Origin of the sequence: Vibrio chagasii (assembly GCF_024347355.1) — a bacterium.
In the GTDB taxonomy this organism is placed as follows: Bacteria; Pseudomonadota; Gammaproteobacteria; order Enterobacterales; family Vibrionaceae; genus Vibrio; species Vibrio chagasii.
The window spans coordinates 647,221-672,903 of record NZ_AP025466.1; the positions used below are offsets into that span (position 1 = coordinate 647,221).

Consider the following 25,683-nt stretch of genomic DNA (forward strand, 5'->3'; position numbering starts at 1 on the left):
TACAAAATGAGAAAGAGAATCATGAAAAAGAACCACTTAGTCTTACCAGCCTTCGCTGTAGTTACAGCTTGCTTACCATTGTCTGCACTCGCAGGTGACCGCGACAACTCTATTGAAGCCGGTGTGACATTTATTGGGAATCAAGAGCTAGCAACCTTTGGCTATAGTAAAGCCCTATCGAATAATATTGTTGTCGGTGGTGGCTTCTCATTAGGCACGGAAGCGGTAGATTTGGACGAGCCAAACTCACAAGATGCATGGGGCTTATATTCAAACATTGGCTACCGATTTGAAATTGCCGAGTTTGATATCATCCCTAAGGTTGGTATCAACTACTTAAATGCCGATGTGGAATCGGGAAACGCTTCTTTCAACGACATCAATATCGATAATGTTTATGGTTCAGTGGGTGCCACAGTGAACTGGCGTATGATAGGTCTAACGGTCGATTACGGAAAGATCAATGATTCAGCAATGGTACCCGACGGTTCAGGTAGCACCAAACCATTCGAAGAAGATGTCGTACGTGTTACAGCAAGCTTCAACTTCTAACCTTTAGCTTTCCATTTATGTAAAAAGAAAAGCTGTCCATAAATGGCTTCAAAGAAAGCCTAACAAGGAAGTCCGCAAAAGAAAGTCGACAAAAGCTCCTATTAGCCTGCCTAATTAGGGGCTTTCTGTTTGTAAAGCAATCAATAAGGGTGAAATTTGATTTAAACCATTAATATAACAAGGTTTAATTTGAGTACTAGATATTATACAAGCCTGACTCATATCGATTAAAAATATGTCCTAACAAAATAGAGTGTAAACACCAACCAAAATCAGAACAAATATGGAATAAATATCACAATTTACACTTGCATCTAGACCTAAAATTAGCCACTTTCCTGAAAAATCAAATTCAGATTTATTTTTAATCAATAAAAATTAGTAGCCATGATTTAAAGCCTATAAAAACCACTAATGATACCCTTGTTAATACAGATAGTTTGAAAAATAAATAGATATAAACTAGAAATTAAATGATATTAATATCATCCTAAACCTAGTTATTAAACTTTATCCTGAAAATTTATGATAAATCTACCTCATAAGTAGATTTCAAAAACACCACGCCCATCAATATTAGCACTACCTAAAATTGCAGCTGAAACTGCCGATATAGAAGCTGACAAATGGATAAATACCAAAACAAATGGATAAATCCCCCTTGTCTCTTGTAAAACCACGGCTTTCATTTATAAATTCAACTTTTGGGTGAACATCTCTACAACCTTTCATTACAGCCCGAATTCTGCGATTAGTATCAACATCTTGAGAGAAATGGTGACATTTTAGTTATGTTATTTAGAACGGACTCTTGGGTTGAATGACAATCCCAGCCACACATATCAATCACACAAATATAATAACTATCGCTTAGGAGTTGAGCTATGCACTGTTCTTTCAATATAAATAACAATAACGAAAGCTTGCAACTAATCTATAACGAAGAAAAAATATATATAAAGAGAGACAGTAATAAGATATCAGAGGAAACTCTTAATAGTAAAGAGAGTTTTGTCTTCAAGTATTTAATTGAAAATGCTTCAATTTCAAATCCTCAATCTGCCCGAGATGTTGAGGAGTCATTTAAATTACATTTTGATGAAGAGTTTAGTTTATATGCATTAAAAAACATTATCGCTTCTATAAGAAAGAAGTACCGAAACCTATGTAAGAAGGCAAAGGTTGATAATAATAGCGAACTCATTTCCAATCTCTATAAAGTCGGGTACTTCATTGCTCTCGACAAAAGCTCAGAAAACCGCATCGCCCCCAAGCACAACATCAACCAGTTCAAACCTAGCCAGATACTGATGCTAAAGTTGATGCTCAACACTTATTACAAGGAGTTGATCAGGTCTCTGATAACCGTACTCACTGTGACTTCACTCTCTCTATTCGTTGTCTACTTTTTCCAAATCCTTTATACAACGAAAATTGCTAATGAATACAGCGAGAACACCAAGCACATAGCAGAAGAGGTAATGGATTACGGCTGTGATAGCGCGGGCGCGGTACACTCGTTAAGGCACTCACTTAACCTCGATTCGGTGGTTATGACTACACCTTATGGTTCATGCTACATCTCTAAGAGTCGTTCTCAGTATGTTGAGCTCGATCAGATTGATGATTTTTACGATAGTGCTGATTTTGTTTATTCTCGTTTCAGTAACTCTGAAAATAATACCAAGCTAACGGTTCGTATTTCCAAAGGCTCTATTGAAGCGCGTTACAGAAACTCATTACTGCCTCTGCTGGTTGATTCCGTCTCTATTCAAAAGAATGGCTACTACATTCTCAACCTTGGCAATAACAGCCAGTCAATTTACACCTCACCACTACCAAGCGGTGCTAGCATCACCTTCTATAGTGACGATATCATTGCACTATGGGGCGTGCTGTCACTATTGCTCGCAACCCTACTCTATCGCTCTTATATTCTAGGGTTCTTTATCTATCTCTTTCGCTGGAAGCACATCTCGTTTGAAGAAGAACCAATCATCAATACAGAAGACAACACCGTTTTATACTACGAGTTGTTGTCTCGGGTACGTAATGTCGGTGTTCTTAGCTTTATTAATACGATGAGACGCACCAACCTACTGACTTTTCATACCATTTTGCTTATTGAAACGGTAAGAAACGCCAAGTTGCACAACAGCCATGAGATCTATGGTGTCAACGTATGCCCGAGTGCATTAGTAGGGAATAATTTTTCCAAACTCAAAGAGCATTTGGACGCAATGGAAGCGAATGAGTTTGTCGTCGAGATCACGGAGTACTCAAACATTGGTTATGGCTGTGAAGTCATCGATAACATCAAAGCGATCAAGAAGCTCGGGATCACCATCGCCTTGGATGATTTTGGCACAGGTAACAACAACATCGAAATCATTAGCGTGATCTCCCCCACCTACCTGAAACTAGATCGCTGTTTCGTTAAAGACATTGAATCAGGGGAACATCAACAAGGTGTACTACTGAACATCTCTGAAATTGGCCGCTTATCAAACATCACGATGATTTATGAGGGTGTTGAAACGCGCAGGCAACAATATATCTTGTGTCAGTTGGGCTACAACTTACATCAGGGCTACCTTTATAGCCGTCCTCAAAGCACATCTAGCTAATCCTTTTTATCAGGTACCGGATAGCTCAAAGGCAACGATAAAATTAAGCGTTGTTGCACTTAAGGCTTTCAGAGTTCACAGGAAAATAAGCGTCTAGTAACCCTTTGGCAGTCAGTGGCTTATCAAAGTAATAACCTTGAAGTAAATCACAATGGTATTGCTGTAGCTTCGCCATCTGCTCTGGGGTTTCGACCCCCTCGGCAACGACTTTCATCTGACAAGAGGCGCCAATATCAATAATGGCTTTCACTAAAGTCTCACTGTGCTGACTGGAATTCAGTTTTCCGATGAAAGATCGGTCGATCTTTATCTCTGTGATTGGCAGAGTATTAAGGTAATTGAGTGATGAAAACCCAGTTCCTAAGTCATCGAGCGAGATGCCAAATCCATAATCTCGAAGCCTTCTCAGTATCGGCTCTACGATATGCAGATCTTTGATAAGGATGTTTTCCGTTAACTCTAGAGTGACTCGCTGTGGAGCAATGCCGATTTCCTCGACTAAACGTATCACTTTCTCGTCAAAACCTAGTTCGAATACCTGTTTAGGCGACACGTTAACCGATACACATATCGCCTCAGGTCCATTTGGCATCAAATTAAGGGTGTCTTCGCACGCCCTCCTTAACACGAACTCACCAATCTCATGAATTTTCCCTACTCGTTCAGCCGCCGGAATGAAATCTAAGGGTGAGACAAACCCAAGTGAACTATTATTCCAACGGCACAGCGCTTCCACGCCTTTTAACTGTTTAGAGTGTGCATCGACCTGCGGTTGATAGAACACACTGAATTCACCACGTTCTAGGGCCGTTTCTAACTGCTTTTCTACCGAATAGTCATACTTCACTTTTCGATTGATTACATCGTCATAAAAAACAGCATCACCCTTGTTTGACTCTTTTGCCTTGTACAGCACAATGTCCGCTTTGGTCAGCAACTCTTCCACTTCCGTCCCATCATAAGGGTACATAGAGACGCCCGCCGAACACCGAGTCGATACCGTTACACCATTTAGGTCGAAGGATGGATTGAAGACAGCTTGGATTTGCTTAACTTTCTGTTCTGCATCAGAAAGGTCATGAATACCGGGCAAGCAGAAAACAAACTCATCCCCCCCAAAACGAGAGACGACATCATTCTCTCCTAAGATATCTTCAAAACGCTAACCTATCTGCTTTAACAGTTCATCTCCACTCGCATGCCCAAACTGGTCATTAATGCGCTTGAAGTTATCGAGATCGACAAAAACCAATGCCACCAACTTACCCTCAAGTTTTGAGTGAGCAATCGCCCGGCTGACTTGAAGTTCTAGTTCAGAACGATTAGGAAGTGCCGTCAGAGAGTCGTGTTTTGCCATATGTTGCAGTCGACGGCGACTGTTTTGGATTCGGCTAAAATCGTCTGCGATTCTCTGCTCCATCTGAGAGAAGCGAGTTGATATTCTTCGACTGATAAGGGCGCTGATAAAAATACAGCTCATCGTCACCAACACACTCAATATAAGAACAAGACCAAATTCGTTACGCGATTCAGCTAACAACTCATTTTTTCGTTTCTCTATCGAGGCATTAACATTATTCAAATACACGCCAGTGCCGACGATCCAATTCCAATCATCGACCTTTTTGACATAGCTACTTTTAGGCCCGATAACGCCATTTTTATCTGCGGTAACATAATCAACGAATCCACCCTCTTCAGATTTTGCTAGTACATCTTGCTTAAAGCGACTTCCAAGATCATCGTAGACGTTAATCCCTTGTCCGATATTAATTCGATTTGCGTGGAGTAAGCTGTCACCATTTTGTTCAAAAACGAACAGATAACCATTGTCACCCACGATTACTCTCGACAGTATTTCTAGAATCCTTTGATAACTGGCTCGCTTGACATCATCCAGAGACACGCCAGTACCAAAGTACCAGTCAAAGGGCTCGAATCGGCGAATATAGGTTAATTTCTCATAGTGCGTACTGTCGATATACGGCTTATCTATATCTCTCCCCTCTAGTTCTGGGCGCGGAACGAAATACCGAGAAAAGGCACCATTACTCTGCTTAAGAAGTTCAATCTGTTCTTTGATGACAGCTACACCTTGAGTGTCTGTCGTTTTAAGCTGATTGGTGTTTTCAATTTCTGGGTTAAGAGGATGAACAAGTGACGTGCCCTGCATGTCGTAGGCATAGATGTACTCTTGCTTTTCAGCATAACTCAGCTTTCTGATCTCATTTAAAATCAGTTGTTTAAGCTTATCTTCTGGCAAGTGTTGGTTCGAAGAATAGATATTTTGAGCCGCAGTGTACGCTCTATCTAACCGTCGAGTAATGCGCTTTTTTACTTCATCTTCAACAAGGCGTTGGGTGTGTGTGATTTGCTGAGAAACCTGAAGCATCTGCGCCTCAATGGAGCCTTTTTGGGCAGCAATATAGTCGGTTCGAATTAACTCAACCAACGCCTTAACCTTTTGATTCACACTCTTGAACATCGCCATATTCAAGATGATCGCAGAAAAGATGATGATGGTTATTGGCAAATACTTGGTAAACCAGACCAGTTTTTTGTCATTAATGTGCAACATACGAACTCAACACCAAAGTACGGAGTACTATATAATAACGTTTTTTACTGAACACCCAACCATAAAAATATTCTATTAATTTTTATAAAAGTCTTGCCAATACGAATAAAAAGGTTAGTGTTATACACATGTATATCACCATGCAGTTTTAATTATGACCGAATGGAAAGACGACCAACCGATCTTTAGGCAGCTTGCCACTAAGATCAGCGACCAGATTCTGCAAGGTATTTGGCTAGAGCAACAGGCCCTGCCCTCTGTGCGCGCTGTTGCTGCTGATCTTAAAATCAACCACCTTACCGTCATGAAAAGCTACCAGTTACTGGTTGATGAAGGCTTGGTTGAAAAGAAGCGAGGCCAAGGTATGTATGTAGCCGAAGGTGCACTTCAAAAACTGAAAGAGTCCGCACACCAAACTTTCATCAACACACAGATCCCAGCCATCGCTGAGACGCTAGGCATCATTGATATGAGTGTCGAAGAACTCGTGAAACAGCTAGAACAACATATAAAGGACAAGTCATGAGTACTTTACTTTCCGCGAAAAACGTCACTAAAACTTATTCGAATCAAGTGGGTGTAGAGAACATCAGCTTCGAACTAAAACCTGGACAGGTGCTTGGCTTGCTTGGTCATAATGGCGCTGGTAAATCGACTCTCATCAAGTCACTGCTTGGTGGGCATAACTACCAAGGTAAAATCGAAGTCAACGGCTACCACCCAATCCACCAGCATGCAGAGCTCATGCAGCACCTATCTTACATCTCTGATGTGAATGTGCTTCCGGAATGGATGACCATCAAACAACTACTTCGTTACACCGAGGGCGTACACCCGAGTTTCAACCGACAAAAAGCCGAGCAAACTCTGAGTAGCACAAACATCAAACTCTCTTCCACAATCAAACAGCTCTCTAAGGGGATGAAAGTACAAGTTCACCTTGCGATCATCATCGCAACTGACACTCAGGTACTCATCTTGGATGAGCCAACACTTGGCCTAGATTTGATTTACCGAGACACCTTCTACCGCCACCTGTTGGAATGGTTCCACGATGGCGAGCGTGCGATGATCATTGCTAGCCATGAGGTTTCTGAGATCGAACATCTACTGACAAATGTACTTATTCTCAAACAAGGCCGCTGCGTGCTGCAGAAAAGTATGGAAGCGATCGAGAGTGATTACTTCATTATCGAAGTTGCTAACAATCACTCAAGCGACATTCAAAAACTGAAACCACTCACTTCACAACCGGGGCTAGGAACGACTAAATGGTTATTGGAAGGTCAGTACAAACCACAAGTTGAATCACTAGGTAACATCTACAACGTTGGTCTTGCCGACCTATTCCTTGCAACACAGACGGAGAAGGCATAATGCACCCAAGTTTTTACATGCTAGAAAAAGAACTTATCGAGCACAAAATCAATACTCGATTACCTCTATTCGTTGCGTTGTGTGGTTTGTTACTGTTCGTGAGTCTGTTCTTTAATGGCGCGGCACAGCATGAGTTTTTCTTCCAGATGGAAGTTAACGGTGATGTGAGCGACATCCACAGAGAATTCGCACAAGACCTTAACTCAGTGATCTACTTTGGCGCGGGCTTAATTTCACTGCTGCTTTCAACGCTGTATATCCCAAAAACACTGCGTAAAGAGCGCCAAGAAGGCAGCTCAATGTTTTGGAGAAGCATGCCGGTATCGAATGCTCTGACTCACGGTGTGAAGCTAGGCTTTGGTTTAGTGTTGATACCCGCTATCTGCGCCCTATTAGTTCTATTTGCCGATGTTCTATTCTGGATTCTAAACGTATCTAGCGAACAACAACTGGCGCTATTAGTAGAACAGCAATCACTATTTTATGTGCTCACCAATTGGTTGGTATTCTTTGGTCGAATGCTGTTAGTTGCCTTGGTGCTATTACCGTTAGCGACAATGACACTGGCAATCTCGCAACTGGTCAACTCACCATTGCTTGTGATCTTTGTTTCAAGCTTTGCAATCAAATGGCTGGCTATCGCACTGTTCGGTTTCTATGGCATCAATGACTTCTTTTCTGTTATCGCTTCACTACCGATGAAAGTACTTACGGCAAGTAACCCGTTCAGTGCACTCTCTGACGTCTCTGTCTTATCTTTGAGTATTTACGCCTTGCTTGGTATTGGTGGCTATCTACTGAGCCTTAAATTAAACAGAACGGACGATGTAAGCCTAAAGACACTGTTCCAATAACAGGTTACAAAACCTATCGCGTGATAGGTAAATAATGAAATCAAAGCTTCTGAGAAATCGGGAGCTTTTTTATTGCCCGTAATTTTTGTTTGGAGCTTGGGTGTGGAATCGTTGTGCTAAGTAGAAAATATACTAGGTAACAGATTAACTGTGTAAGAGATTTGCTTTGAGAGGTATTAATGAGCTGACATTAAATTGCATTGTTATTAATGCCTGCCAGCTCTTTGAGGGATGATTTCTTTAGCTACCAACCAGATGAAGGTCATTGAGAGTGCTATCGAAATCGGTTTGTTTCATTTAGAAGCCATTGATGGCTGTGATTGAAAGCCTTTCAGCTTTGCAAGTTTTTAGCTTTATTGCTTGATATGTAAAGCTTATTTCTTTGAAGCTTCTTTCGAAGTGTCTTTCCAGTATTGGATACGAACGCGATGAAGCTGTGCTCTTCTCATTTTTTTCATAAGGTATTTTTCCTTTTCATTTAGCTGCTCTTCATGAGCTTTTTTATTGCCAACTATTCGAATCTAACGGTGTTTGATGGCCAGATCAATGATACAAATCACAAAATATAAAGAGTTCTAAGTACCATTTACATCAAAATATGACCTAGATATCAACTGTGGCTCAATTTAATCCAACAAGCCGTTCTACCTATTAAAGGTTAGATCTCTCAGGTGACAAACTCATTTCAGTATCAATACACTTCTATGATACCCATTTAATAGACCGGAACATCGAGGATTTAGTTCCCAAATTATTATACCCTCACCAAACAAAGTGACACTGTAACCCAAAGTGGGGAGAATTGAGTCTATTTTTTGTTCACAACGGTCTATACGACACATAATTAAAATGGGATTATGTTGATGAGAGGCAACACGATTAACAAAGGATAGGCAGACTTAAATGGACACAACAATCAGTAAAGTGATTTTACAAGGGCACATTGTCGTACCAGACGATGATCTAGAAACAGTTATACAAGCACTGACCATTCATAAGGAGCTGACGTTGGCTGAGCCGGGCTGTATTGTATTTCGTGTTAGCCAAAGCTCACTGCAGCCAAACCGCTTTGAAGTATATGAAGAGTTCACTAACCGTGAAGCGTTTGAGGCCCACCAAAATAGAGTGAAAACCTCTGACTGGGGCAAGATAACTAAGAACGTGACACGCCATTATCAAGTGACTGATGTAACCACACCATCATGACCCAAGCATTGCTCAACCAAATCGCAGCCTTGATCGAACAAGATCCACTGCGAACAAAAATCTTAGAGTGTGTGGCTCAATTAGATCTACCACAATGCTATGTCGCCGCAGGCTTCGTAAGGAATCTAGTTTGGGATCACTTGCATGGCTTTGATAGCCCCACGCCGCTCAACGATATTGATGTGATCTACTTTGATCGCGGTGATTATGGTTACCAATCGGACATAGATTACGAAGCTCAGCTGAAACAGCGGCTACCTGAACTCAACTGGCAAGTTCGTAATCAAGCCAACATGCATACTCGAAACCAAGATAAACCTTATCAAAGTACGCTAGATGCAATGAGTTACTGGCCTGAGAAAGAAACCGCTATCGCAGTAAAGAAAAACTGCCATGGACGTATCGAGTGTATATCGGCTTTTGGTTTAGAGAGCCTGTTCAATTTGAAAATAACGCCAAACCCGAACCGCGGTCGGGACGTATTTGATCAACGAGTCCTATCTAAAAACTGGCTAACTCATTGGCCAAAGTTAACCATTGACTAGAGTTAACTATCACTGACAGCTAACTATCAAACAGCTTCAAAGCTAAAACCATTGACTAATAGCCCAATCAGATCGAACATGCCTCACTTATTAGCTAAACCGCACGCGGTAACAAACGATTCCTTCTTCTCGTCATACTGAGTAACAACCATGAACCAACAATACATGCTGCAAGCACTTGAAGCTTCGCGCCAAGCCCTACCCGATTGTCAACCAAACCCACCAGTGGGATGTGTTTTGGTGAAGAACGACAAAGTAGTGTCTGTTGGTTACACACAAAAGGTTGGTGGGAACCACGCTGAAGTCGAGGCACTGAATCACTATGATGGCGATATGGAAGGCGTAACAGCTTACGTGACATTAGAGCCGTGCTCTTTTGTCGGTAGGACACCAGCTTGTGCTAATACTCTGGTTGAAGCCGGTGTAAAACACGTTGTGGTTGCTATACTCGATCCAGATCCTCGCAACAACGGCCGCGGTGTAGCAATACTGGATTCGCATGGTGTGAAAGTTGACGTGGGGCTATGCCAAGCACAAGCGAGTGCCTTTTTAACCCCATATCTTGGTAAGTCTTAGTACTCAGCATCTGTGGCGTTTAGCTATTGAGCTAGGCTTATTGAGAACTCGCTACTCAACATCCAGTAAACCAAGGCTAGCCCACGTCTACTCGATAAAGTGGGTTAGCTGGCGCATCAACAAAGTATGCCCAGATATGATCATAAACCGCATGTTGGTTGGGGAATGGCGCTAACGCTTTCGCTTCTTCTAAACTGCACCATCGATACTCAGTGTGCTCGTGGTTTAGTTCTACCGCTTGGTCTGGCGGGCAAAGTACAGCAAAGATTGGGATAAGTTGAATGACATTGACGTTCGCCTCGTAGAACTGCTCCAAAAATTGAGCGTTATACAACTCTTTCGCTTCGATTTTAGTTTCTTCTTCAAATTCACGTACGATTGCCTGCCAACCAGTTTCACCCGCTTCAATCGAGCCTGCAACATGACACCAATAGCCTCCCTTTACGCGTTTCATTAATAGCATTTTCGTTTGTCCGTCGATCTCAGAAAGAGCGACACCAGCCACAATCGAAGTATTGAGTGGAATCATAACGTTACCTTATTTTGAACACGAAGCGAGCAAGCCTAGCACCCTTCCATTAGTAAGTAGTCTTCGATGATGAAAAACGAGAGACCAATCATTAATTTGAATTCCTCCCCAGAGCACTCCAACCTTATGCGAACAATCAAGCTTACTGTATAAAACCACGGTGTGATTTCTTATTTGAGGCGCTTTTAGATAAAGAGTAGAATCGCCTGCCTTATACTGTATTTAAGCTCTCAAAACACAGTAGACACGTAGCCATTTATCACCATCAAGTAAGACGACTATATGCACTCATCAAAACCAACGCACGACTCAGAGACCAACCATACACCTGAGCACTGCTTCACTCGCTTTCAACAGCCGATCGAGTCATATTCGTTGCCTGAGCGCTTCACCTTTCCGTTCTATTACGAACCGCATCCGTTGTGTGAAATTGCGTCTCACCAACTTCAACAATACCTAGAAAACCAAACCGATTGGCAGCACGACTTCGGGCTGGATTCTGACGAAGGTCGCGGCAAGATGTTTGGTGTACTACTAGTAAGAAGCCCTGAAGGTGAACTTGGTTACTTCTCTGCATTCTCAGGGAAAATCGCCGATCAAAACCTACTGCCGCACTTTGTTCCACCGGTATTCGACATGCTGAGCAGTGACAGTTTTTTCCGTCAAGAAACCGCAGATATGATGGCGGTGAACGCCGAATTTAAAGCGCTGCAGGTCAACGCTCAATACCTTGAGTTGTGCGAACAATTGGCACAGAAAAAAGCGCAGGCAGAGCAAGAGATCGAAGCTCAACGCTTGTTGATCATTGAAGGTCGTAAAACGCGTAAAGAGCAACGAGAGCAAGGTAAAGAGAGCCTTGATGAGCAAGCTTTTGAGCAACTAAACCAAGAGTTAAGCAAAGCCAGCGTTGCAGATAAAAACCAACAGAAATACCTGAAGCTCAATTGGGAACAAACCCTAAACGAGCTACAAGGCAAGGTGGATGTATTTACTACTCAATTGGCTGAACTAAAAGAGCGAAGAGCGCACCTGTCTCATCAACTTCAACACAAGTTGTTTTCACAATACGCTTTCCAAAATGCGGAAGGTAATGTCGAAGACCTTAACCAGATCTTTGAAAACACACCAAATAAAATACCACCGGCAGGCTCTGGTGAATGTGCTGCGCCAAAACTTCTACAATATGCCTATTTGAATGGCTACACGCCATTGGCATTAGCTGAATTTTGGTGGGGCCGCTCTCCGAAATCGGAGATCCGCAAACACAAGAAATACTACGCCTCTTGCCAGAGCAAATGTGTACCGATACTTGGCCATATGATGAAAGGCCTTGAAGTGGATCCAAACCCGTTGTTAGAGAATCCAGCAGAGGGCAAAGAGCTCGATATCCTGTTTCAAGATGAGCATATCGTTGTGGTACATAAGCCAGCAGGGTTCCTTTCAGTACCGGGCAAGACCATCAAAGATTCTGCCTACACTCGCGTTCAGGAAATGCATCCTGATGTGGAAGGGCCGTTCGTGATACACCGCTTAGACATGGCGACCTCTGGCATTCTAATATTCGCCCTGACTCGACGAACAAATAAAAGCCTGCAGAAGCAGTTCATTACTCGTGAAGTCGAGAAGCGATACGTCGCGATGATTGAAGGCGTTCTGACCGAAGATGAGGGTTATGTTCGATTACCGCTGCGTGGTGACCTGTACGATCGTCCTCGTCAAATTGTCTGCTACGAGCACGGCAAACCTGCAGAAACTAAATGGGAAGTGATTGAACGCAATCAAGACACCACCAAGGTTTATCTGCACCCTAAAACAGGACGCACACACCAGTTACGTGTGCACTGTTCACATGAAGAAGGGCTACATATGCCTATCGTCGGTGATGGATTGTATGGCAACAAAGCTGACCGTCTTCACCTACATGCAGAAAGACTTGCCCTACACCACCCAATTACCAAAGAGTGGATGGATTTCCAATTCGATGCAGAGTTCTAAAGACTCTCATCAATAACAAGTCTTAATGAAAGGAGTCACACTATTTGTGGCTCCTCTTCAGCCACTTCCCCACATTTACGCCCTCGTTTCGCCTACCTCTTTCGGATATATCTCCACGCTTATTGCACTACATCAAGGTTCACCTCATTTTGAGGTGTAGGATGCCCCTCTTCACCTTTCCTTGAGGCCTTTGATATGTCATCAGCTGCTTTGAATCTACATTCCAATACACAAACATCTTCTTTGACTACTGCGCCAGCATCAACAAACGTAAAGCCAATCACAACGAAAAAACCGGATCTGAATTCGGCAATGCTGAATCTCATCGAAGAAGTGAAAAATGAACTCCCGCTCTATGAGTCAGAGACATTCATTTGTGGGCCAAAAGGAAACTGCTCAGGTTGCTCTAAGAAATTGCTAGAGATGGTCGACACAGAATTGATGTACTGGGAACACAGCATCTCAATGGGACAAGGGCCAAACTTCGAAGAACTGCGTCGCTTCGGTAAACTATGCAGCAGCGTAAGACGTGGCTTAGAAAGAAACGGCTTGGTAGAGAAGCGTCCTAGAAGAAGGTAACTAGAAGCAAGTCACTAGCTTAGGTATTAAAACACGATTTAGGGCGTCCTCGATCGTGTTTGAGGTCTCGTTATACCTAGCCTTAGCGCATATTAGCTCCACTTACCTCAGTTGGAGTTAACACTATGAAACGGACACATTTACTGTTCACATCCCTACTTTTCCTTTGCAGTTCAGCCATCGCTTCCGGTGTCGGATTCACTCAAGTCACCTTAACTGACAATCCTAATCGCCTGCTAAACACTGCCATTTGGTATCCCGCGAGAGATGCATCAGACACAACCTTAATTGGCGATAACCCCGCCTTTATCGGTACACAAGTCATCAAAGGCGCAGACATTCAATCCGGTACTTTTCCAGTAATACTGCTATCGCACGGCTACCGAGGAAACTGGCGCAATCAAAACTGGTTAGCGACCAAACTTGCGAGTAAAGGCTACATCGTAGCGGCAGCTGATCATCCGGGAACCACCTCTTTCGACCATTCTCCAAAGCAAGCAGCGAAATGGTGGGAAAGACCACGAGATGTATCACGTATTCTGGATTACCTGTTATCTGCCCCACAGTGGAAGCAGTCTGCTAACGCCGACAATGTGACTGCAATCGGGCATTCATTGGGTGGCTGGACAGTAATGCAATTGGCGGGAGCAAGAATCGATAGGCAAACCTTTGAAGCGGATTGTCTCATATACCCTAACCCACGAACTTGTGGACTTGCTGAAGAGCTAGGGCTCGACAAAGTCCAAGCTGCAGAGCCAAACAATAAAGATCTTTCAGATCCAAGAATTCAACGTGTAGTCAGCCTTGATTTAGGGCTTGCTCGCAGCTTTTCAATCGTTAGCTTAAATGCCATTAAAGTACCAACCTTGATACTGGCGGCCGGGGTAGATATAGGAGATCTCCCTCAAGCATTAGAGTCTGGCTATATTGCCGAACATGTACCGCTAAACTCTAGACGCTACAAAGTCTATGAAAAAGCCGCCCATTTCAGCTTCATTCAAGGCTGTAAACCCGGTGCTATAGCCATGCTGAATGAAGAGGTGCCAGGGGATGGTATTATTTGTAAATATGGTATTGGTACATCACGCGACCAGTTACACCAATTGTTCTTCAATGACATCGTTCGCTTTCTAAATTGATAAACAAAAAGCAAACACACTCAATCTAACACTTGTAGCGAACTTCGAAACTCACTCGGAGTTTGCCCAGTTATCCTTGAAAACTCCCTATTGAAGTTAGACTTGGTCTGAAAGCCTGAACTTAGGTAGATCTCTGTTATCGCTTCATCGGTTTGCTTCAGAAGAGTCTTAGCGTGTTCAATCCGATAGGCGTTAATCACCTTCGAAATGTTCTGTTGGTGAGTTTGATTAACCGCAGACGATATCTTGCGAGCAGGAATGCCTAGCTTTCGTGCCAAGCGATTGAGAGACAGGTCAGGATCCTTGAATACTTGGCGCTCTCTCATTAATGCATCGAACTTAGTCATGATCTGAGTAGTTTCTTCAGTTTGGTCGTCATCTAAGCTACTCACTAGTGTAGTCGATGTGTCGACCTCTTCTGGAGAACCTTGTGACATGGCAGGTAAAGCCGGCACTTGCATGGTTTTTTCTTCGGCAGGCGTGCTCATACTGACCACCATCACAGCGGACACAATGGTTGGAATAAGGACAAGGTAGCTAATCGATAAGATCAGATTGGTGTGCTGCGCATCCAACAGCAAGATGTCGAAAGAAAGCGCACTATCAACCAAAGCCGAAAATAGCAGCATTACACCTGCAACTCGTTCAGCTGCCAACACTTTCGATACATCGGTCAGCCGCACTTGTTCCGGCACTCGCAGCGACGACTTCAGCAGCAAGCTACCATATCCGAGATAGAGAAATATCAGCAATACATCAAGAGTTCCCGCCCAGAGTTGCACATAGAAAAGTGAGCAAACTAAAACAGTAATCGGGCCTAGCCAATGTAAATGTTTACTGGATTGACTTCGATGAGCTCCCGAAAAACACAACCAAGCCGCCACAGGAACACAGGCACCAAAAATGGGTTGTAAGAAGCGAAACAACGCAATATCAAACGTCCATCGCAGGCCCACTACCGTCACCATCAACGCACACAGAATGATAAACCAAAATGGCTTTTGACTGGTTTGTGGGTAACGGCATCGAAGCAGCACACCTGTCATCATTAACAACAGCGCAGCGACAAATGGTAAAGGAATGGCAAGCATCAACAGTCCGTTTAAGTTTGAGAAAAGATCACTTCCCCTTCAAGCACTTCATTAGCGAAGCAAGTGAGCGAACCAGTGATACATATTGAATATCAACCTATGGTAAATCATTCCTCTGATAAAAATCTAGATCGAAACCTTGATGGTGTTAAACCAATGATTTTCATAAAGACTTTTCGGAAGCTGTTAACGTCTTCATACCCAACTAAGTAGCTGATTTGTTCTACGGGTTTGTGAGAACTTTCCAGTAGCTCGCACGCGCTTTGAACACGCACGTGTTGAATATAGTTAATCGGAGTCAAGGTCGTCGCTTTGGTAAATTGTCGGATAAAGGTTCTTCGCGTCATGAAGGCTTCCTCCGCCAATTGATCAAGCGTCAAAGGAAGGTGGTGATTCTTTTGAATAAAGCGCTGCACAAAGACAATCTTGTCATTCCCATGAGCGTAGTTAGGCACAAAACTTTGGTAGTAGCGCTGCTCTCTCAACCCCGTATCCAACACCAGATACTTACCCAAATTACGTGTATTAGTCGGCGTTGTGTATTTAGTCAGAATAAACAGAGCCAAATCCATCCACGACATCAAACCACCAGCGGTAATGATGTCATCGTCATCGATCAAGATTTTGTCGACATCAACATCGACCTCAGTATATTGCTCCGAGAATTGTTGTTGTGCTTGCCAATGCGTTGTCACGGTTCGTCCCTGCAACAACCCCGTTTCCGCCAAAATAAACACGCCCGCGCAAGCAGAACACAGTATCGCCCCACGTTGATGAGATTGTACAAGGTAATCCAACAGTCCTTCATCCGGCTCTAAATAGTAGCTGCCATCTAAGTTTGGCGGCACCAAAATGATGTCTGCTTTTGAGTTCTCGATTAATCCATCAACCGATTTAGACCAATCGTCGTAAGGCTTAATTTCAACATGAAACTGAACCTGCTCATTGGAAGGTTCGAGGCTATTAGCCAATTGAAGAAACTCTTTCACTCCAAACACGGCACTTTGCAGAGAGCCTGGATAGTCGATGATTTCGACCATTACTGATTTTGTCACTATTGCCATATAGTCTGTCATTTTTGACGTGCGATAAAAACTACAGAGTATTCATAATATCCCTACACCGCAACACACTAAATACAAAGGTATAGACTATGAAGAACACAGCCCTACTACTTATCGACTTTCAAAACGACTACTTCCCTTCATACGAAGGTGCGAAATGGGCACTCTCTGAAACAGAAAAAGCAGCCGAAAAAGGTGCACAGTTATTATCAGCTTTCAGACATAAGCAACTTCCTGTGGTTCATGTACGTCATGAGTTTCCGACGAATGATGCTCCGTTCTTCTTGCCAGAATCAGACGGAGCTCAAATCCACAGCAGCGTGGCTCCGCGAGAAGGTGAGCCTGTCATCGTAAAACATCAAATCAACAGCTTTAGAGATACAGAACTGAACAAAGTGCTAAAAGAGCAAGGCGTTGAAAAACTGATCATCGTTGGCGCAATGAGCCACATGTGTATTGATGCCGTGACTCGTGCAGCAACCGATTTAGGCTATGAATGCCACGTAGCGCATGATGCTTGCACAACCTTAGACATGGAGTTCAATGGCGTTAAGGTTCCAGCAGCGCATGTCCATGCCGCATTCATGGCTGCACTGAGCTTTGGTTATTGCAATGTCGCGACAGCAAACGAGCTTAAGAACCTGCTTAAATAAAGCTCAAAATCAAAAGCCAGCTTCTGAACAATTCTTGTAGATACAAAAAAGGCGCCTATTACGGCGCCTTCTCATTAAAATCTATTTTTACTAAGCTTGAGCCACTTGACGTGCAGGGTGTTTAATAAACACAGCGACGACAGCCACGATAGCCAATGCAAAACAGTAGTACGAGTTAGAAACGATCTCTAACGGCGATAGGTTAAATACAGAACCTAGTAGCAATACCTGTGCACCATAAGGCAACACACCTTGAATCACACAAGAGAAGATATCCAATAAGCTCGCCGAGCGACGTGGAGATACATCGTTCTCTTCTGCTAATTGACGAGCAACACTACCAGAGACAATGATCGCTACTGTGTTATTTGCCGTGCACATGTTCACCATAGACACCAAACCAGCAATACCCAACTCACTTGCGCGGCCGTTCGCTTGCTTAGAATGTGAAGAGCCGAATGCACGAATCATGCTACTTACTAGGTTAGTCAAGAAAGCTAGACCACCTTGGCGACGCATCAGCTCACTCAAACCACCGATCAGCATCGACAGTAAGAAAATTTCCTGCATGTTGCCAAAGCCAGCATAGATATCTTGCGCGTAATCGGTTAAACCATAGTTCTCCAGAGAACCTAAGCTAACGCCACCCGCCAGTAAGATACCGATGGTTAGCACAACAAACACGTTCATACCTGATACTGCAAGAATCAAGATAGTGATGTAAGGTAATACTTTAAGCCACTCAATAGGACCCGTTTCAGGCACTTGAGTCGCAGTGCTGTTAAAAGCGAAGATAACAATCGCGATAAGTGCAGCAGGAAGTGCGATACGGATGTTCTCTTTAAACTTGTCTCTCATCTCACAGCCTTGCGAGCGCGTTGCAGCAATCGTGGTATCAGAGATGATAGAAAGGTTGTCACCAAACATCGCGCCACTTAAAACAACGCCTGCTGTCAGTGGAATGCTCATGCCTGCTGAATCAGCAATGCCCAGTGCTACAGGGGCTACCGCAGCAATGGTGCCCATCGAAGTACCCATTGCTGTTGCGATGAAAGCAGAAATTAGGAAGATACCCGGTAGGATCATGCTCGTTGGGATTGCCGACAAACCAAGGTTTACCGTCGCATCCACACCACCAGAAGCCTTAGCAACCGCCGCAAAAGCACCTGCCAATAGGTAGATCATACACATTGCGATAATGTCTTTGTGACCTACTCCACTCAAGAACTGTTCGATAGCACGGTTCAATTTATCTTTGCTCAACAGCAGCGCCAACATCACAGCAGGTAGAGCCGCAATCGGAGCTGGAAGCTGATAGAAAGCAAAATCGACGCCTTGCAACGACAAGTAGGTACCTACGCCAATAAACAGCGCTAGGAACACGATCAGAGGGATAAGCGCTACTGCCGAAGGGGCAATAACCGCATTAGAATTTTTTGAATTGGACATGGAACGACAACACTATAGAACAGGAAGGAGAGCAGACTAATGTCACACTTAGGACTTGTCAACGTCTAGACGTCTAAACGCCCAATATAATGCAAAGTAATAAGAACTCTATTGAACATCACATAATAGAAAAGGCTATTTACTCACCAGTAAATAGCCTTTCTAGAACAAATTGCTCATACGTGAAGTAGAGTTTTAGAGACCTGCTTTCTTAATCAATAGAGCTTGTAAATAACTTAGTGCTTTGGTTTGAAAGTCACTTGGTACTCTCCGATACCATCATAAGCAACGGTTGTTAGCTCATTGAAGTCAAGCTCAACCACACCACAGTAAGACCCTGTAATGATTGCCTCACCCGCTTCAAAACTGACTCCACGCTTGGTCATCGTATCGATCAACCAGTAAACGGGATTTTGAGCTAATACGTTAGGGTGGGTGCCAGAAAATGCCTGTACTTTTTCAGCTTGAGTTATAGCCACTTCGACCTTGGCAGCAGAAAACGCTTTATCTTTCTCTATCTCAGGACCAAGAAACAAGCCTTGGTTTGCCAAGCAATCGGCTAAAACCTCGTAAAACTCCGCTCCACTGTCATCAGCAAAGCGAGATTGAATTAACTCAAGTGCCATATGGCAAGATCCAATGGCATCATTGACTTGTGCTTCGCTGTAGCCATTTGAGTTTGCAGGCAAAGGCTTAGCCAGTACAAAAGCGATTTCTGGCTCTACTCGGGCTACCTCTTTACCTGGCACTGAACCTGTGTCTGCGAACAATTCACAAATTTCACCTTGCTGCACGTTGTCAGCGAAAATAGGCGCTACGATAAATTTGTTTTCTGCAAGAGGTAACAGACATTTCCAGCCCCCCACTTTATCTGTGCGAATTTCAATCATGGATTCTTGAATAGCTAACGCATCATCTAAACTGGTTGGGCGATATGGTTCGATTAATCTTGGCGCTTTAGTTCCCGCTGTGCGACGGCTTAATAACTCTTTAGCCGCATGCTCAAATACACTTGTCATAATATACCGTTTAATTTAGAACGATTAGAAATAGGCTTGGGCAATGGCACCACTCATGCGATGGTTGCACCATAAAGTGTTCAAAGGCCTATTGTCACATGTCCCGCAAGTGAACACATACCGCTAAGTCAATATATTAAAAGAAAAGCCAGCACCTTGAACTGACCCCCAATAGTTGGACACCAATTATTGGGGGTCTTTTTATGTCCAAATATAGCCGAGAGCTAAAATGTATCATTGCTAAGCAATATTTAGATGGCACGTCATCTCGCTACTTAGCAAAACAATATTCAATCCCTTTAAGACAGATACGGTATTGGGCTCAAGTCTTTGCCATCCATGGTACTGATTCATTTTTACCAACTAAGCATGCTGCTTCTGCTCAGACAAAGCGAAAAGCATTGAATTTAATGTGGACGAATGAATGGTCTCTCACGCACACTAGCGCAGTATTAAACCTCTCATCCCCTGGGATACTCTCTGTCTGGCTCAAAAGATTTAATGAGCTCGGTATCAAAGGGCTCAAAATGGGCCAGAAAGGAAGACCCTCAATGAAACAGCACCCTCAACGTACGACTAAGCCTGATGATGAAATGACACTTGAGGAGCTAAAAGAGGAATTGGTCTACTTGCGAACCGAGAATGCCGTTCTAAAAAAGTTGGAAGAGTTGGAGCAGGAAAAAAAAGTCGAACAAAGAAAAAGCGATGATAGCTCTAACTCTTAAAAGCAAGTACCCGTTAAAGCACTTACTGCACACTCTACAGCTAGCAAAAAGTGTCTTTTATTACCAGGCTCAAACGAGCAAGCGCCCAAATAGCTACGAACGTGAGCTGCGGTTGATAAAGTCAATTTATCATGAGCAGAAGGGACGATATGGCTACCGCCGTATTCACTTGGAACTAAAAAATCAGGGGGTCATGCTTAATCACAAAACGGTTCAAAGGCTTATGGCTCAGCTCAACCTTAAATCGACGGTCAGGATTAAAAAGTATCGTTCATATCGAGGAGAGTCTGGAACAGTAGCTCCTAACGTGCTTGAAAGAGATTTTAGTGCGACTCAACCCGATGAAAAATGGGTAACTGATGTCACGGAGTTCAAAGTAAAAGAGCAGAAAGTATACTTGTCTCCCGTTGTCGACTTGTTTACTCAGGAGGTGGTTGCTTATAGAGTGGCCAAAAATGCCTGCTTGCCGCTTGTCACGGATATGCTGGCGGAGGCTATATCAAAACTGAACCCCAACTCAAAGCCAATTATACATAGCGATCAAGGTTGGCAATATCGCCATCGACAGTATCAGAAAAAGATAGCGGAGAGTGGGTTAACGCAAAGCATGTCGAGAAAAGGTAACTGCTTGGATAATGCGGTTGCTGAAAACTTTTTTGCTTTACTCAAAACAGAGATGTATCACAACCAAAGCTTTGAAGATGCAGATGCTCTGATAGAGCAAATTAAAGAATACATCGAGTACTACAATACCAAACGTATAAAAGTGAAACTAAAAGGCCTGACTCCGATAGAATATCGAACTCAGGCCTTGAAAGCCGCTTAACAGAAATGTCCAACTTTACGGGGTCACTTCACCTGATGATCAGATTGCTGGCTTTTTGAATATGTCATTGCCGGACAAGCGCTACGCGCCTTTCAGCGTCTTCTTAAGATTTTGCATGAAGTTTCTGAAGTGAGGCATGAAAGCCACAAACAGAGGGTGTTTTCTGTCTTGCATCATCAACGGTCCCAGTAAGCGAATACTTACACCTAGTCTCGTTGCGGATTGCTCGTCTAAGCCACTGTCCTGCTTAATCTTATCTACAATCGCGAACATGTTTTCTCTGTCTTCAATTTCAAACTGCATGGTTTGCAGTTCACGATCTTCCTTGATGTTCACTTCTTCGATAGTGATACGGTAGTGATTGTGTTTGCCTGTGATTGTTTGCATCGTCATTACTGTCTCCTAACTTGAATTTACGAAAAATTAAGTTGATAATATCAACTATAAATAAAGTAGTTGATATTGTCAACTATATTTCTAAGGATCGTTTATGTCTGATAACACATCGTTAGAGTCTATCTTTCGCTTAGTACACTCTTTGAAGCGTCAAATGAGTGAACAGATTGAGAGCTTGGATTCTGAGATCGCACCTATGAATATTCGTGTCATGAAGATCATTACTAAGAAATCTCCATGTACGGCTATCGATATCGCGCACTTCCTAAACCGCGATAAAGCACAGGTCACGAGATTAGTTAATGCGTTGATAAATCAAGAACTTGTGAAGAAGTCTCCAAACCCTGAAGACAAACGTAGCCAGTTGTTGGTGCTGACTAATAAAGGTGAAGAGATCATGACTAAGGTTTCGAATATTGATCGAGAGATGCTACAGAGAATGACTAAAGGCATGAACGAAGATGAGCTAGAACAGTTCAGCCAAATAGCGAGCAAAATGGCTAAGAATCTGGAAGATTGCGCTAAGTAGAAGAAGCCCTTTCAAACAAACCACTCATTTCAAAAAGCAAAAACGCCACCGAATCGTGCGATTGGTGGCGTTTTGTGTATCAGCTGGTTCTATAGATTCGCGCTATGAAGACATCGATTAAAATAGTCGTTCTAGTTTAATGCCAATTTCCACCAGGCTTGCACAGGTACTGGTTCTGAAATTACTAAACGTTCCCCCATCACAGGGCTTACCATCTGTACGTCTCGCTCTTTACTTATCGCCAAAGCTTGTTCCATTGGGTCTTGCCAGTCGTGCATGGAAAGATCAAACGTACTGTTGTGGATTGGCATCATCACTTTCCCTTGAAGGTCGATGTGCGCTTGAACGCTTTGCTCTGGAAACATATGAATATCGGCCCAAAGTGAGTTGTACGCACCCGTTTCTACCATGGTCAAATCAAACGGCCCGAAACGTTCACCAATCTCTTTAAAGCCATTGAAATAACCAGAGTCACCACTAAAGAATACTTTCTTATCTGAAGCGTTAATCACCCAGCTACCCCATAGGGTTTGGTCACGGTCGAGCAAGCCACGACCAGAGAAATGTTGGGTTGGAGTCAAAGTAAACTCGATGTCGGCAGCTATTGCTGATTCCCACCAGTTCAACTCAATGATCTTTGCTTTATCCACGCCCCACTTTTCAAGTAGTGCACCAACTCTGAGTGGCACCAAGAATGTTCCCACTTTATCGGCTAATACTTTAACTGCACCTTTATCTAAATGGTCGTAATGATCATGGCTGATCACTACCACATCAATATCAGGTAATTCTTGTAGTGAAATTGGTGTTGGGTGGAAACGCTTTGGTCCCATCCATTGGACTGGTGATGCGCGATCACTGAACACAGGGTCAGTCATCACTAACTTACCATCGAGCTTCATCATCACGCTTGAGTGACCTAAGCGGTACGCAACGTCTTCTTGCTCTTCAATCAGCTGTTCTGCTGTCATGGGAACGAGAGGCAATGCGGTTCGTGGCACTGGCTCATCTCTTTCTACAGTTACATACGCCTTCAAGATTGAAAAAATATCAGACATGCCCGACTTGTACTCTAACTCACTGTTAGCAAACTTCTTCGGAAGCTTATCTAGATTGTCATTTGATTGTGAACCTGTGCTTACGATAGCGACCACGGCAAGTACTCCTAAAATCGGTAATAGATATTTTTTCATTGGTATCTCTTCAACTGTTGGGAAAACCCAACTCAAAAACTACACTGATTAGTTTACATACCAAAAAACAAAAGTAAACCAGCGAGTGTAATTTTTTGTTCGTCAAATTTAGAAGAGAAGCACTCCGTATATCGAGCACAGACCAATGTGGACATCTTAAATCTGTACAAATATCGCACAGCACTCATTTCTAGACTTCATTTATTGACCAGAAAGTCAGGTTTCAATTAACATTGCATTTACAAATGGAATTGAATCTTTTTAGAAGGGAATCTAAATTGCAATTGACTATACGAACCAAAGCGATACTGGCGACAATCGTCGCTGCTCTTGCCATTATTAGCGTGATGGGAGTGTATTCATTTCAATCAAGCCGGGCTATTTTGATTGATAGAACCTTCGAGCGAGAATTACCAGCTTCACTCGGCGAGGTGAGTAATGAAATAAACCTCAAGTTGGAAACTCCTATACTTGCATCAAAGATGATGACGCTTTCGCCTTTAATGCAACAAACCAGACTTTCGGAACAAGAGCTTCGAACCTATCTTCAATCTGTTAAAAGCGAGTTCAACGCGAACAGTGCCTATTACGTTTCCAACGAAGCAAGCACTTACTACACCCATAACGGCGTGCTAAAAACGATCTCTACCAATAAACAAAGCGACCAATGGTTCTATCGATTCATCGAGTCAAATCAGCCATTTGAGCTCTCTTTAGATATTGATGCAGCCACCGGAATTCCGGCACTGTTTGTTAACTATGCAGTCACTCGCAATGGCGAACGTATTGGCGTGACTGGCATTGGCTTAACGTTGGAAAGTATTACTCAATTGATCAGCAACTATAGCGTCGGAGAAAGCGGTATTGTTTTTCTTGTCGATCGACAAGGGAGCATCAAGGTTCACCCAGATAAGAACCTGATTGGACGTTCACTAGACTCTGTAGGCATTAAAGCTAGTCAGTTAATCGGCAGTAAACAAACTGTCGTTCATGAGGCCATCGTCGATGGTCAGCCGCAAATTCTGGGTTCCAAAGCGATGCCAGGCATAGGTTGGACTCTGATTACGCAAATTCCCAAGCAAGATGTACTAGGTGAATTAAACGGCTTTAGCCAAACCGTCATCTTTATGGCTCTACTCATTGCAGCCATCTATACGCCGATCGCTGCATGGGCGACTAACAAGCTCTTACTGCCGTTTGTGGAAGTGGCCGAGCGATTACAACAGATAGGGAAAGGCGGTGGTGACCTCACCTTTCGCTTAGATGATTCTCGACATGACGAAATTGGACAAATCGCGAAAGGCTACAATCAATTCGTGCAATATCTAAGTGACTTACTCAAAGATGTCTCAAACACAGGAGTCCAAATCTCTGAATCGATCCAAGGTGTCGATCATATGGCGCAGTCGATGGAGCAAGACATCAAACAACAAACCAGCCAGATCGAACAAGTTGCAACAGCCATTCATGAGATGGGTGCCAGCTCAGACGAAATCGCACAAAACGCTAATGGTGCCGCCGACAGTGCACAACATGCAGCGAGTGCAATCAGCATTGGACAAAAGTCCGTTTCTGTCACTTCAGAAAGCATTGAACATATGAACAAGCAGCTCGATGACACAACGGAAATTATCAATCAACTCGCTCAAGATGCGAACTCTATCGATACCGTGTTAGATGTCATCAATAGTGTCTCTGAACAAACCAACCTACTAGCCCTTAATGCAGCGATAGAAGCCGCTCGCGCAGGCGAACAAGGTAGAGGTTTTGCGGTGGTAGCAGACGAAGTAAGAACCCTCGCCTCACGAAGCCAAGCGTCGACCGAAGAGATTCGAGGTATTATTGAAAAGCTTCAGCAGCGTACTCAACAAGCCGTGACAGCCATCGAAACCAGCACCACACTTGGCAGTAAGTGTCAGGTCGAAGCCTCCAACTCAGAGCTACAACTCTCGAGCATTTCTCATAGTGTCGATCAGATGAATGCAATGAACATGCAGATCGCTTCAGCAACGGGCCAGCAATCTAACGTCATCAACGAGATCTCACCGCACATCTCTGGCATTTCTGAAATAGCCAGGGAGAGCGATAGCATGATTGAGAAAACGGCTCAGGAGTGCCAAAACTTGCGGGCTAAGGCGATGCATCTAACGAGTTTGGTTTCTCAATTTAAATGTTAGCTTC

General features: G+C 43.4%; 24 protein-coding genes and 1 pseudogene. 16 read left to right on the forward strand and 9 right to left on the reverse strand.

The window, feature by feature from the left end:
* Nucleotides 1–21: 21 nt before the first annotated feature.
* Both OCV52_RS18855 and OCV52_RS18860 read left to right on the forward strand, forming a co-directional pair.
* Complete coding sequence (locus OCV52_RS18855; protein ID WP_137407039.1) at nt 22–552, forward strand: hypothetical protein; 531 nt, start codon at nt 22–24, stop codon at nt 550–552.
* An 884-nt stretch (nt 553–1,436) separates the two neighbouring features.
* Complete coding sequence (locus OCV52_RS18860; protein WP_137407038.1) at nt 1,437–3,179, forward strand: EAL domain-containing protein; 1,743 nt, start codon at nt 1,437–1,439, stop codon at nt 3,177–3,179.
* Between the two features lie 43 nt (nt 3,180–3,222).
* Here OCV52_RS18860 and OCV52_RS18865 read toward each other — a convergent pair whose 3' ends face one another.
* Both OCV52_RS18865 and OCV52_RS18870 read right to left on the reverse strand, forming a co-directional pair.
* Nucleotides 3,223–4,125, reverse strand: coding sequence for a putative bifunctional diguanylate cyclase/phosphodiesterase (locus OCV52_RS18865; RefSeq protein ID WP_261900900.1), 903 nt, complete (start codon nt 4,123–4,125; stop codon nt 3,223–3,225).
* Nucleotides 4,117–5,757, reverse strand: a pseudogene (locus OCV52_RS18870) (cache domain-containing protein); the annotation flags it as partial. The pseudogene OCV52_RS18870 and the gene OCV52_RS18865, both read right to left, overlap by 9 nt.
* 154 nt (nt 5,758–5,911) lie before the next feature.
* On the opposite strand from OCV52_RS18870, the gene OCV52_RS18875 reads away from it, so the two are divergent.
* The 6 genes from OCV52_RS18875 to OCV52_RS18900 all read left to right on the forward strand — a co-directional run bounded on the left by OCV52_RS18875 (nt 5,912) and on the right by OCV52_RS18900 (nt 10,315).
* Complete coding sequence (locus OCV52_RS18875; RefSeq protein WP_004740059.1) at nt 5,912–6,283, forward strand: GntR family transcriptional regulator; 372 nt, start codon at nt 5,912–5,914, stop codon at nt 6,281–6,283.
* Nucleotides 6,280–7,134, forward strand: coding sequence for an ABC transporter ATP-binding protein (locus OCV52_RS18880; RefSeq protein WP_137407035.1), 855 nt, complete (start codon nt 6,280–6,282; stop codon nt 7,132–7,134). Before OCV52_RS18875 ends, OCV52_RS18880 begins: the two co-directional genes overlap by 4 nt.
* Complete coding sequence (locus tag OCV52_RS18885; RefSeq protein ID WP_137407034.1) at nt 7,134–7,988, forward strand: hypothetical protein; 855 nt, start codon at nt 7,134–7,136, stop codon at nt 7,986–7,988. Before OCV52_RS18880 ends, OCV52_RS18885 begins: the two co-directional genes overlap by 1 nt.
* 915 nt (nt 7,989–8,903) lie before the next feature.
* Nucleotides 8,904–9,194, forward strand: a complete 291-nt coding sequence (locus tag OCV52_RS18890) for a putative quinol monooxygenase (protein WP_105024215.1) — start codon at nt 8,904–8,906, stop codon at nt 9,192–9,194.
* Entirely contained in the window at nt 9,191–9,739 is a 549-nt protein-coding gene (locus OCV52_RS18895; RefSeq protein ID WP_137407033.1) for a nucleotidyltransferase family protein, read from the forward strand. The genes OCV52_RS18890 and OCV52_RS18895 overlap by 4 nt, the downstream gene beginning before the upstream one ends.
* Nucleotides 9,740–9,889: 150 nt before the next feature.
* On the forward strand, nt 9,890–10,315 hold the full coding sequence (locus OCV52_RS18900; RefSeq protein ID WP_137407032.1) for a bifunctional diaminohydroxyphosphoribosylaminopyrimidine deaminase/5-amino-6-(5-phosphoribosylamino)uracil reductase RibD: 426 nt from the start codon (nt 9,890–9,892) through the stop codon (nt 10,313–10,315).
* Between the two features lie 76 nt (nt 10,316–10,391).
* On the opposite strand, the gene OCV52_RS18905 is transcribed toward OCV52_RS18900, so the two are convergent.
* The gene (locus OCV52_RS18905; RefSeq protein ID WP_137407031.1) at nt 10,392–10,844 is read right to left on the reverse strand and encodes an NUDIX hydrolase; all 453 of its coding nucleotides are present in this window, start codon (nt 10,842–10,844) and stop codon (nt 10,392–10,394) included.
* Between the two features lie 282 nt (nt 10,845–11,126).
* On the opposite strand from OCV52_RS18905, the gene OCV52_RS18910 reads away from it, so the two are divergent.
* The 3 genes from OCV52_RS18910 to OCV52_RS18920 all read left to right on the forward strand — a co-directional run bounded on the left by OCV52_RS18910 (nt 11,127) and on the right by OCV52_RS18920 (nt 14,557).
* Nucleotides 11,127–12,839 (forward strand): RluA family pseudouridine synthase, encoded by a 1,713-nt coding sequence (locus OCV52_RS18910; RefSeq protein WP_137407030.1) that lies wholly within the window; start codon nt 11,127–11,129, stop codon nt 12,837–12,839.
* 195 nt (nt 12,840–13,034) lie between these two features.
* The gene (locus OCV52_RS18915) at nt 13,035–13,418 is read left to right on the forward strand and encodes a hypothetical protein (protein ID WP_137407029.1); all 384 of its coding nucleotides are present in this window, start codon (nt 13,035–13,037) and stop codon (nt 13,416–13,418) included.
* Between the two features lie 125 nt (nt 13,419–13,543).
* Nucleotides 13,544–14,557, forward strand: a complete 1,014-nt coding sequence (locus tag OCV52_RS18920; RefSeq protein WP_137407028.1) for an alpha/beta hydrolase family protein — start codon at nt 13,544–13,546, stop codon at nt 14,555–14,557.
* A 20-nt stretch (nt 14,558–14,577) separates the two neighbouring features.
* Here OCV52_RS18920 and OCV52_RS18925 read toward each other — a convergent pair whose 3' ends face one another.
* Both OCV52_RS18925 and OCV52_RS18930 read right to left on the reverse strand, forming a co-directional pair.
* A complete protein-coding gene (locus tag OCV52_RS18925) occupies nt 14,578–15,648 on the reverse strand; it encodes a helix-turn-helix domain-containing protein (protein WP_137407027.1) in 1,071 nt (356 codons plus the stop codon).
* A 107-nt stretch (nt 15,649–15,755) separates the two neighbouring features.
* Nucleotides 15,756–16,712, reverse strand: a complete 957-nt coding sequence (locus OCV52_RS18930; RefSeq protein WP_137407026.1) for a GlxA family transcriptional regulator — start codon at nt 16,710–16,712, stop codon at nt 15,756–15,758.
* Between the two features lie 89 nt (nt 16,713–16,801).
* On the opposite strand from OCV52_RS18930, the gene OCV52_RS18935 reads away from it, so the two are divergent.
* Nucleotides 16,802–17,365 (forward strand): cysteine hydrolase family protein, encoded by a 564-nt coding sequence (locus OCV52_RS18935; RefSeq protein WP_137407025.1) that lies wholly within the window; start codon nt 16,802–16,804, stop codon nt 17,363–17,365.
* 90 nt (nt 17,366–17,455) lie between these two features.
* On the opposite strand, the gene OCV52_RS18940 is transcribed toward OCV52_RS18935, so the two are convergent.
* Together OCV52_RS18940 and OCV52_RS18945 are read right to left on the reverse strand one after the other, a co-directional pair.
* Nucleotides 17,456–18,814 (reverse strand): Na+/H+ antiporter NhaC family protein, encoded by a 1,359-nt coding sequence (locus OCV52_RS18940; RefSeq protein WP_137407024.1) that lies wholly within the window; start codon nt 18,812–18,814, stop codon nt 17,456–17,458.
* 236 nt (nt 18,815–19,050) lie between these two features.
* On the reverse strand, nt 19,051–19,833 hold the full coding sequence (locus tag OCV52_RS18945; RefSeq protein WP_137407023.1) for a 2-keto-4-pentenoate hydratase: 783 nt from the start codon (nt 19,831–19,833) through the stop codon (nt 19,051–19,053).
* 203 nt (nt 19,834–20,036) lie between these two features.
* On the opposite strand from OCV52_RS18945, the gene OCV52_RS18950 reads away from it, so the two are divergent.
* Both OCV52_RS18950 and OCV52_RS18955 read left to right on the forward strand, forming a co-directional pair.
* On the forward strand, nt 20,037–20,558 hold the full coding sequence (locus tag OCV52_RS18950; RefSeq protein ID WP_261900895.1) for a helix-turn-helix domain-containing protein: 522 nt from the start codon (nt 20,037–20,039) through the stop codon (nt 20,556–20,558).
* Entirely contained in the window at nt 20,539–21,384 is an 846-nt protein-coding gene (locus tag OCV52_RS18955; protein WP_261900896.1) for an IS3 family transposase, read from the forward strand. The genes OCV52_RS18950 and OCV52_RS18955 overlap by 20 nt, the downstream gene beginning before the upstream one ends.
* A gap of 81 nt (nt 21,385–21,465) precedes the next feature.
* Here OCV52_RS18955 and OCV52_RS18960 read toward each other — a convergent pair whose 3' ends face one another.
* Nucleotides 21,466–21,771, reverse strand: coding sequence for a DUF3861 domain-containing protein (locus tag OCV52_RS18960; protein ID WP_137409021.1), 306 nt, complete (start codon nt 21,769–21,771; stop codon nt 21,466–21,468).
* A 103-nt stretch (nt 21,772–21,874) separates the two neighbouring features.
* On the opposite strand from OCV52_RS18960, the gene OCV52_RS18965 reads away from it, so the two are divergent.
* Nucleotides 21,875–22,309, forward strand: coding sequence for a MarR family winged helix-turn-helix transcriptional regulator (locus OCV52_RS18965; protein ID WP_137409014.1), 435 nt, complete (start codon nt 21,875–21,877; stop codon nt 22,307–22,309).
* Nucleotides 22,310–22,440: 131 nt separating this feature from the next.
* On the opposite strand, the gene OCV52_RS18970 is transcribed toward OCV52_RS18965, so the two are convergent.
* Nucleotides 22,441–23,502 (reverse strand): MBL fold metallo-hydrolase, encoded by a 1,062-nt coding sequence (locus tag OCV52_RS18970; RefSeq protein WP_137409015.1) that lies wholly within the window; start codon nt 23,500–23,502, stop codon nt 22,441–22,443.
* Nucleotides 23,503–23,780: 278 nt separating this feature from the next.
* On the opposite strand from OCV52_RS18970, the gene OCV52_RS18975 reads away from it, so the two are divergent.
* Nucleotides 23,781–25,679, forward strand: coding sequence for a methyl-accepting chemotaxis protein (locus tag OCV52_RS18975; RefSeq protein ID WP_240700711.1), 1,899 nt, complete (start codon nt 23,781–23,783; stop codon nt 25,677–25,679).
* The last annotated feature ends 4 nt before the right edge of the window (nt 25,680–25,683 follow it).

What these genes read in the sequence shown, in the direction of transcription:
- OCV52_RS18880 (WP_137407035.1), top strand. Translation starts at nt 6,280, where the DNA reads ATGAGTACTTTACTTTCCGCGAAAAACGTCACTAAAACTTATTCGAAT.
- OCV52_RS18855 (WP_137407039.1), top strand. Translation starts at nt 22, where the DNA reads ATGAAAAAGAACCACTTAGTCTTACCAGCCTTCGCTGTAGTTACAGCT.
- OCV52_RS18930 (WP_137407026.1), bottom strand. Translation starts at nt 16,712, where the DNA reads ATGGCAATAGTGACAAAATCAGTAATGGTCGAAATCATCGACTATCCA.
- OCV52_RS18955 (WP_261900896.1), top strand. Translation starts at nt 20,539, where the DNA reads ATGATAGCTCTAACTCTTAAAAGCAAGTACCCGTTAAAGCACTTACTG.
- OCV52_RS18920 (WP_137407028.1), top strand. Translation starts at nt 13,544, where the DNA reads ATGAAACGGACACATTTACTGTTCACATCCCTACTTTTCCTTTGCAGT.
- OCV52_RS18965 (WP_137409014.1), top strand. Translation starts at nt 21,875, where the DNA reads ATGTCTGATAACACATCGTTAGAGTCTATCTTTCGCTTAGTACACTCT.
- OCV52_RS18910 (WP_137407030.1), top strand. Translation starts at nt 11,127, where the DNA reads ATGCACTCATCAAAACCAACGCACGACTCAGAGACCAACCATACACCT.
- OCV52_RS18875 (WP_004740059.1), top strand. Translation starts at nt 5,912, where the DNA reads ATGACCGAATGGAAAGACGACCAACCGATCTTTAGGCAGCTTGCCACT.
- OCV52_RS18915 (WP_137407029.1), top strand. Translation starts at nt 13,035, where the DNA reads ATGTCATCAGCTGCTTTGAATCTACATTCCAATACACAAACATCTTCT.
- OCV52_RS18940 (WP_137407024.1), bottom strand. Translation starts at nt 18,814, where the DNA reads ATGTCCAATTCAAAAAATTCTAATGCGGTTATTGCCCCTTCGGCAGTA.
- OCV52_RS18860 (WP_137407038.1), top strand. Translation starts at nt 1,437, where the DNA reads ATGCACTGTTCTTTCAATATAAATAACAATAACGAAAGCTTGCAACTA.
- OCV52_RS18945 (WP_137407023.1), bottom strand. Translation starts at nt 19,833, where the DNA reads ATGACAAGTGTATTTGAGCATGCGGCTAAAGAGTTATTAAGCCGTCGC.
- OCV52_RS18895 (WP_137407033.1), top strand. Translation starts at nt 9,191, where the DNA reads ATGACCCAAGCATTGCTCAACCAAATCGCAGCCTTGATCGAACAAGAT.
- OCV52_RS18925 (WP_137407027.1), bottom strand. Translation starts at nt 15,648, where the DNA reads ATGCTTGCCATTCCTTTACCATTTGTCGCTGCGCTGTTGTTAATGATG.
- OCV52_RS18950 (WP_261900895.1), top strand. Translation starts at nt 20,037, where the DNA reads ATGTCCAAATATAGCCGAGAGCTAAAATGTATCATTGCTAAGCAATAT.
- OCV52_RS18935 (WP_137407025.1), top strand. Translation starts at nt 16,802, where the DNA reads ATGAAGAACACAGCCCTACTACTTATCGACTTTCAAAACGACTACTTC.
- OCV52_RS18905 (WP_137407031.1), bottom strand. Translation starts at nt 10,844, where the DNA reads ATGATTCCACTCAATACTTCGATTGTGGCTGGTGTCGCTCTTTCTGAG.
- OCV52_RS18960 (WP_137409021.1), bottom strand. Translation starts at nt 21,771, where the DNA reads ATGCAAACAATCACAGGCAAACACAATCACTACCGTATCACTATCGAA.
- OCV52_RS18885 (WP_137407034.1), top strand. Translation starts at nt 7,134, where the DNA reads ATGCACCCAAGTTTTTACATGCTAGAAAAAGAACTTATCGAGCACAAA.
- OCV52_RS18900 (WP_137407032.1), top strand. Translation starts at nt 9,890, where the DNA reads ATGAACCAACAATACATGCTGCAAGCACTTGAAGCTTCGCGCCAAGCC.
- OCV52_RS18970 (WP_137409015.1), bottom strand. Translation starts at nt 23,502, where the DNA reads ATGAAAAAATATCTATTACCGATTTTAGGAGTACTTGCCGTGGTCGCT.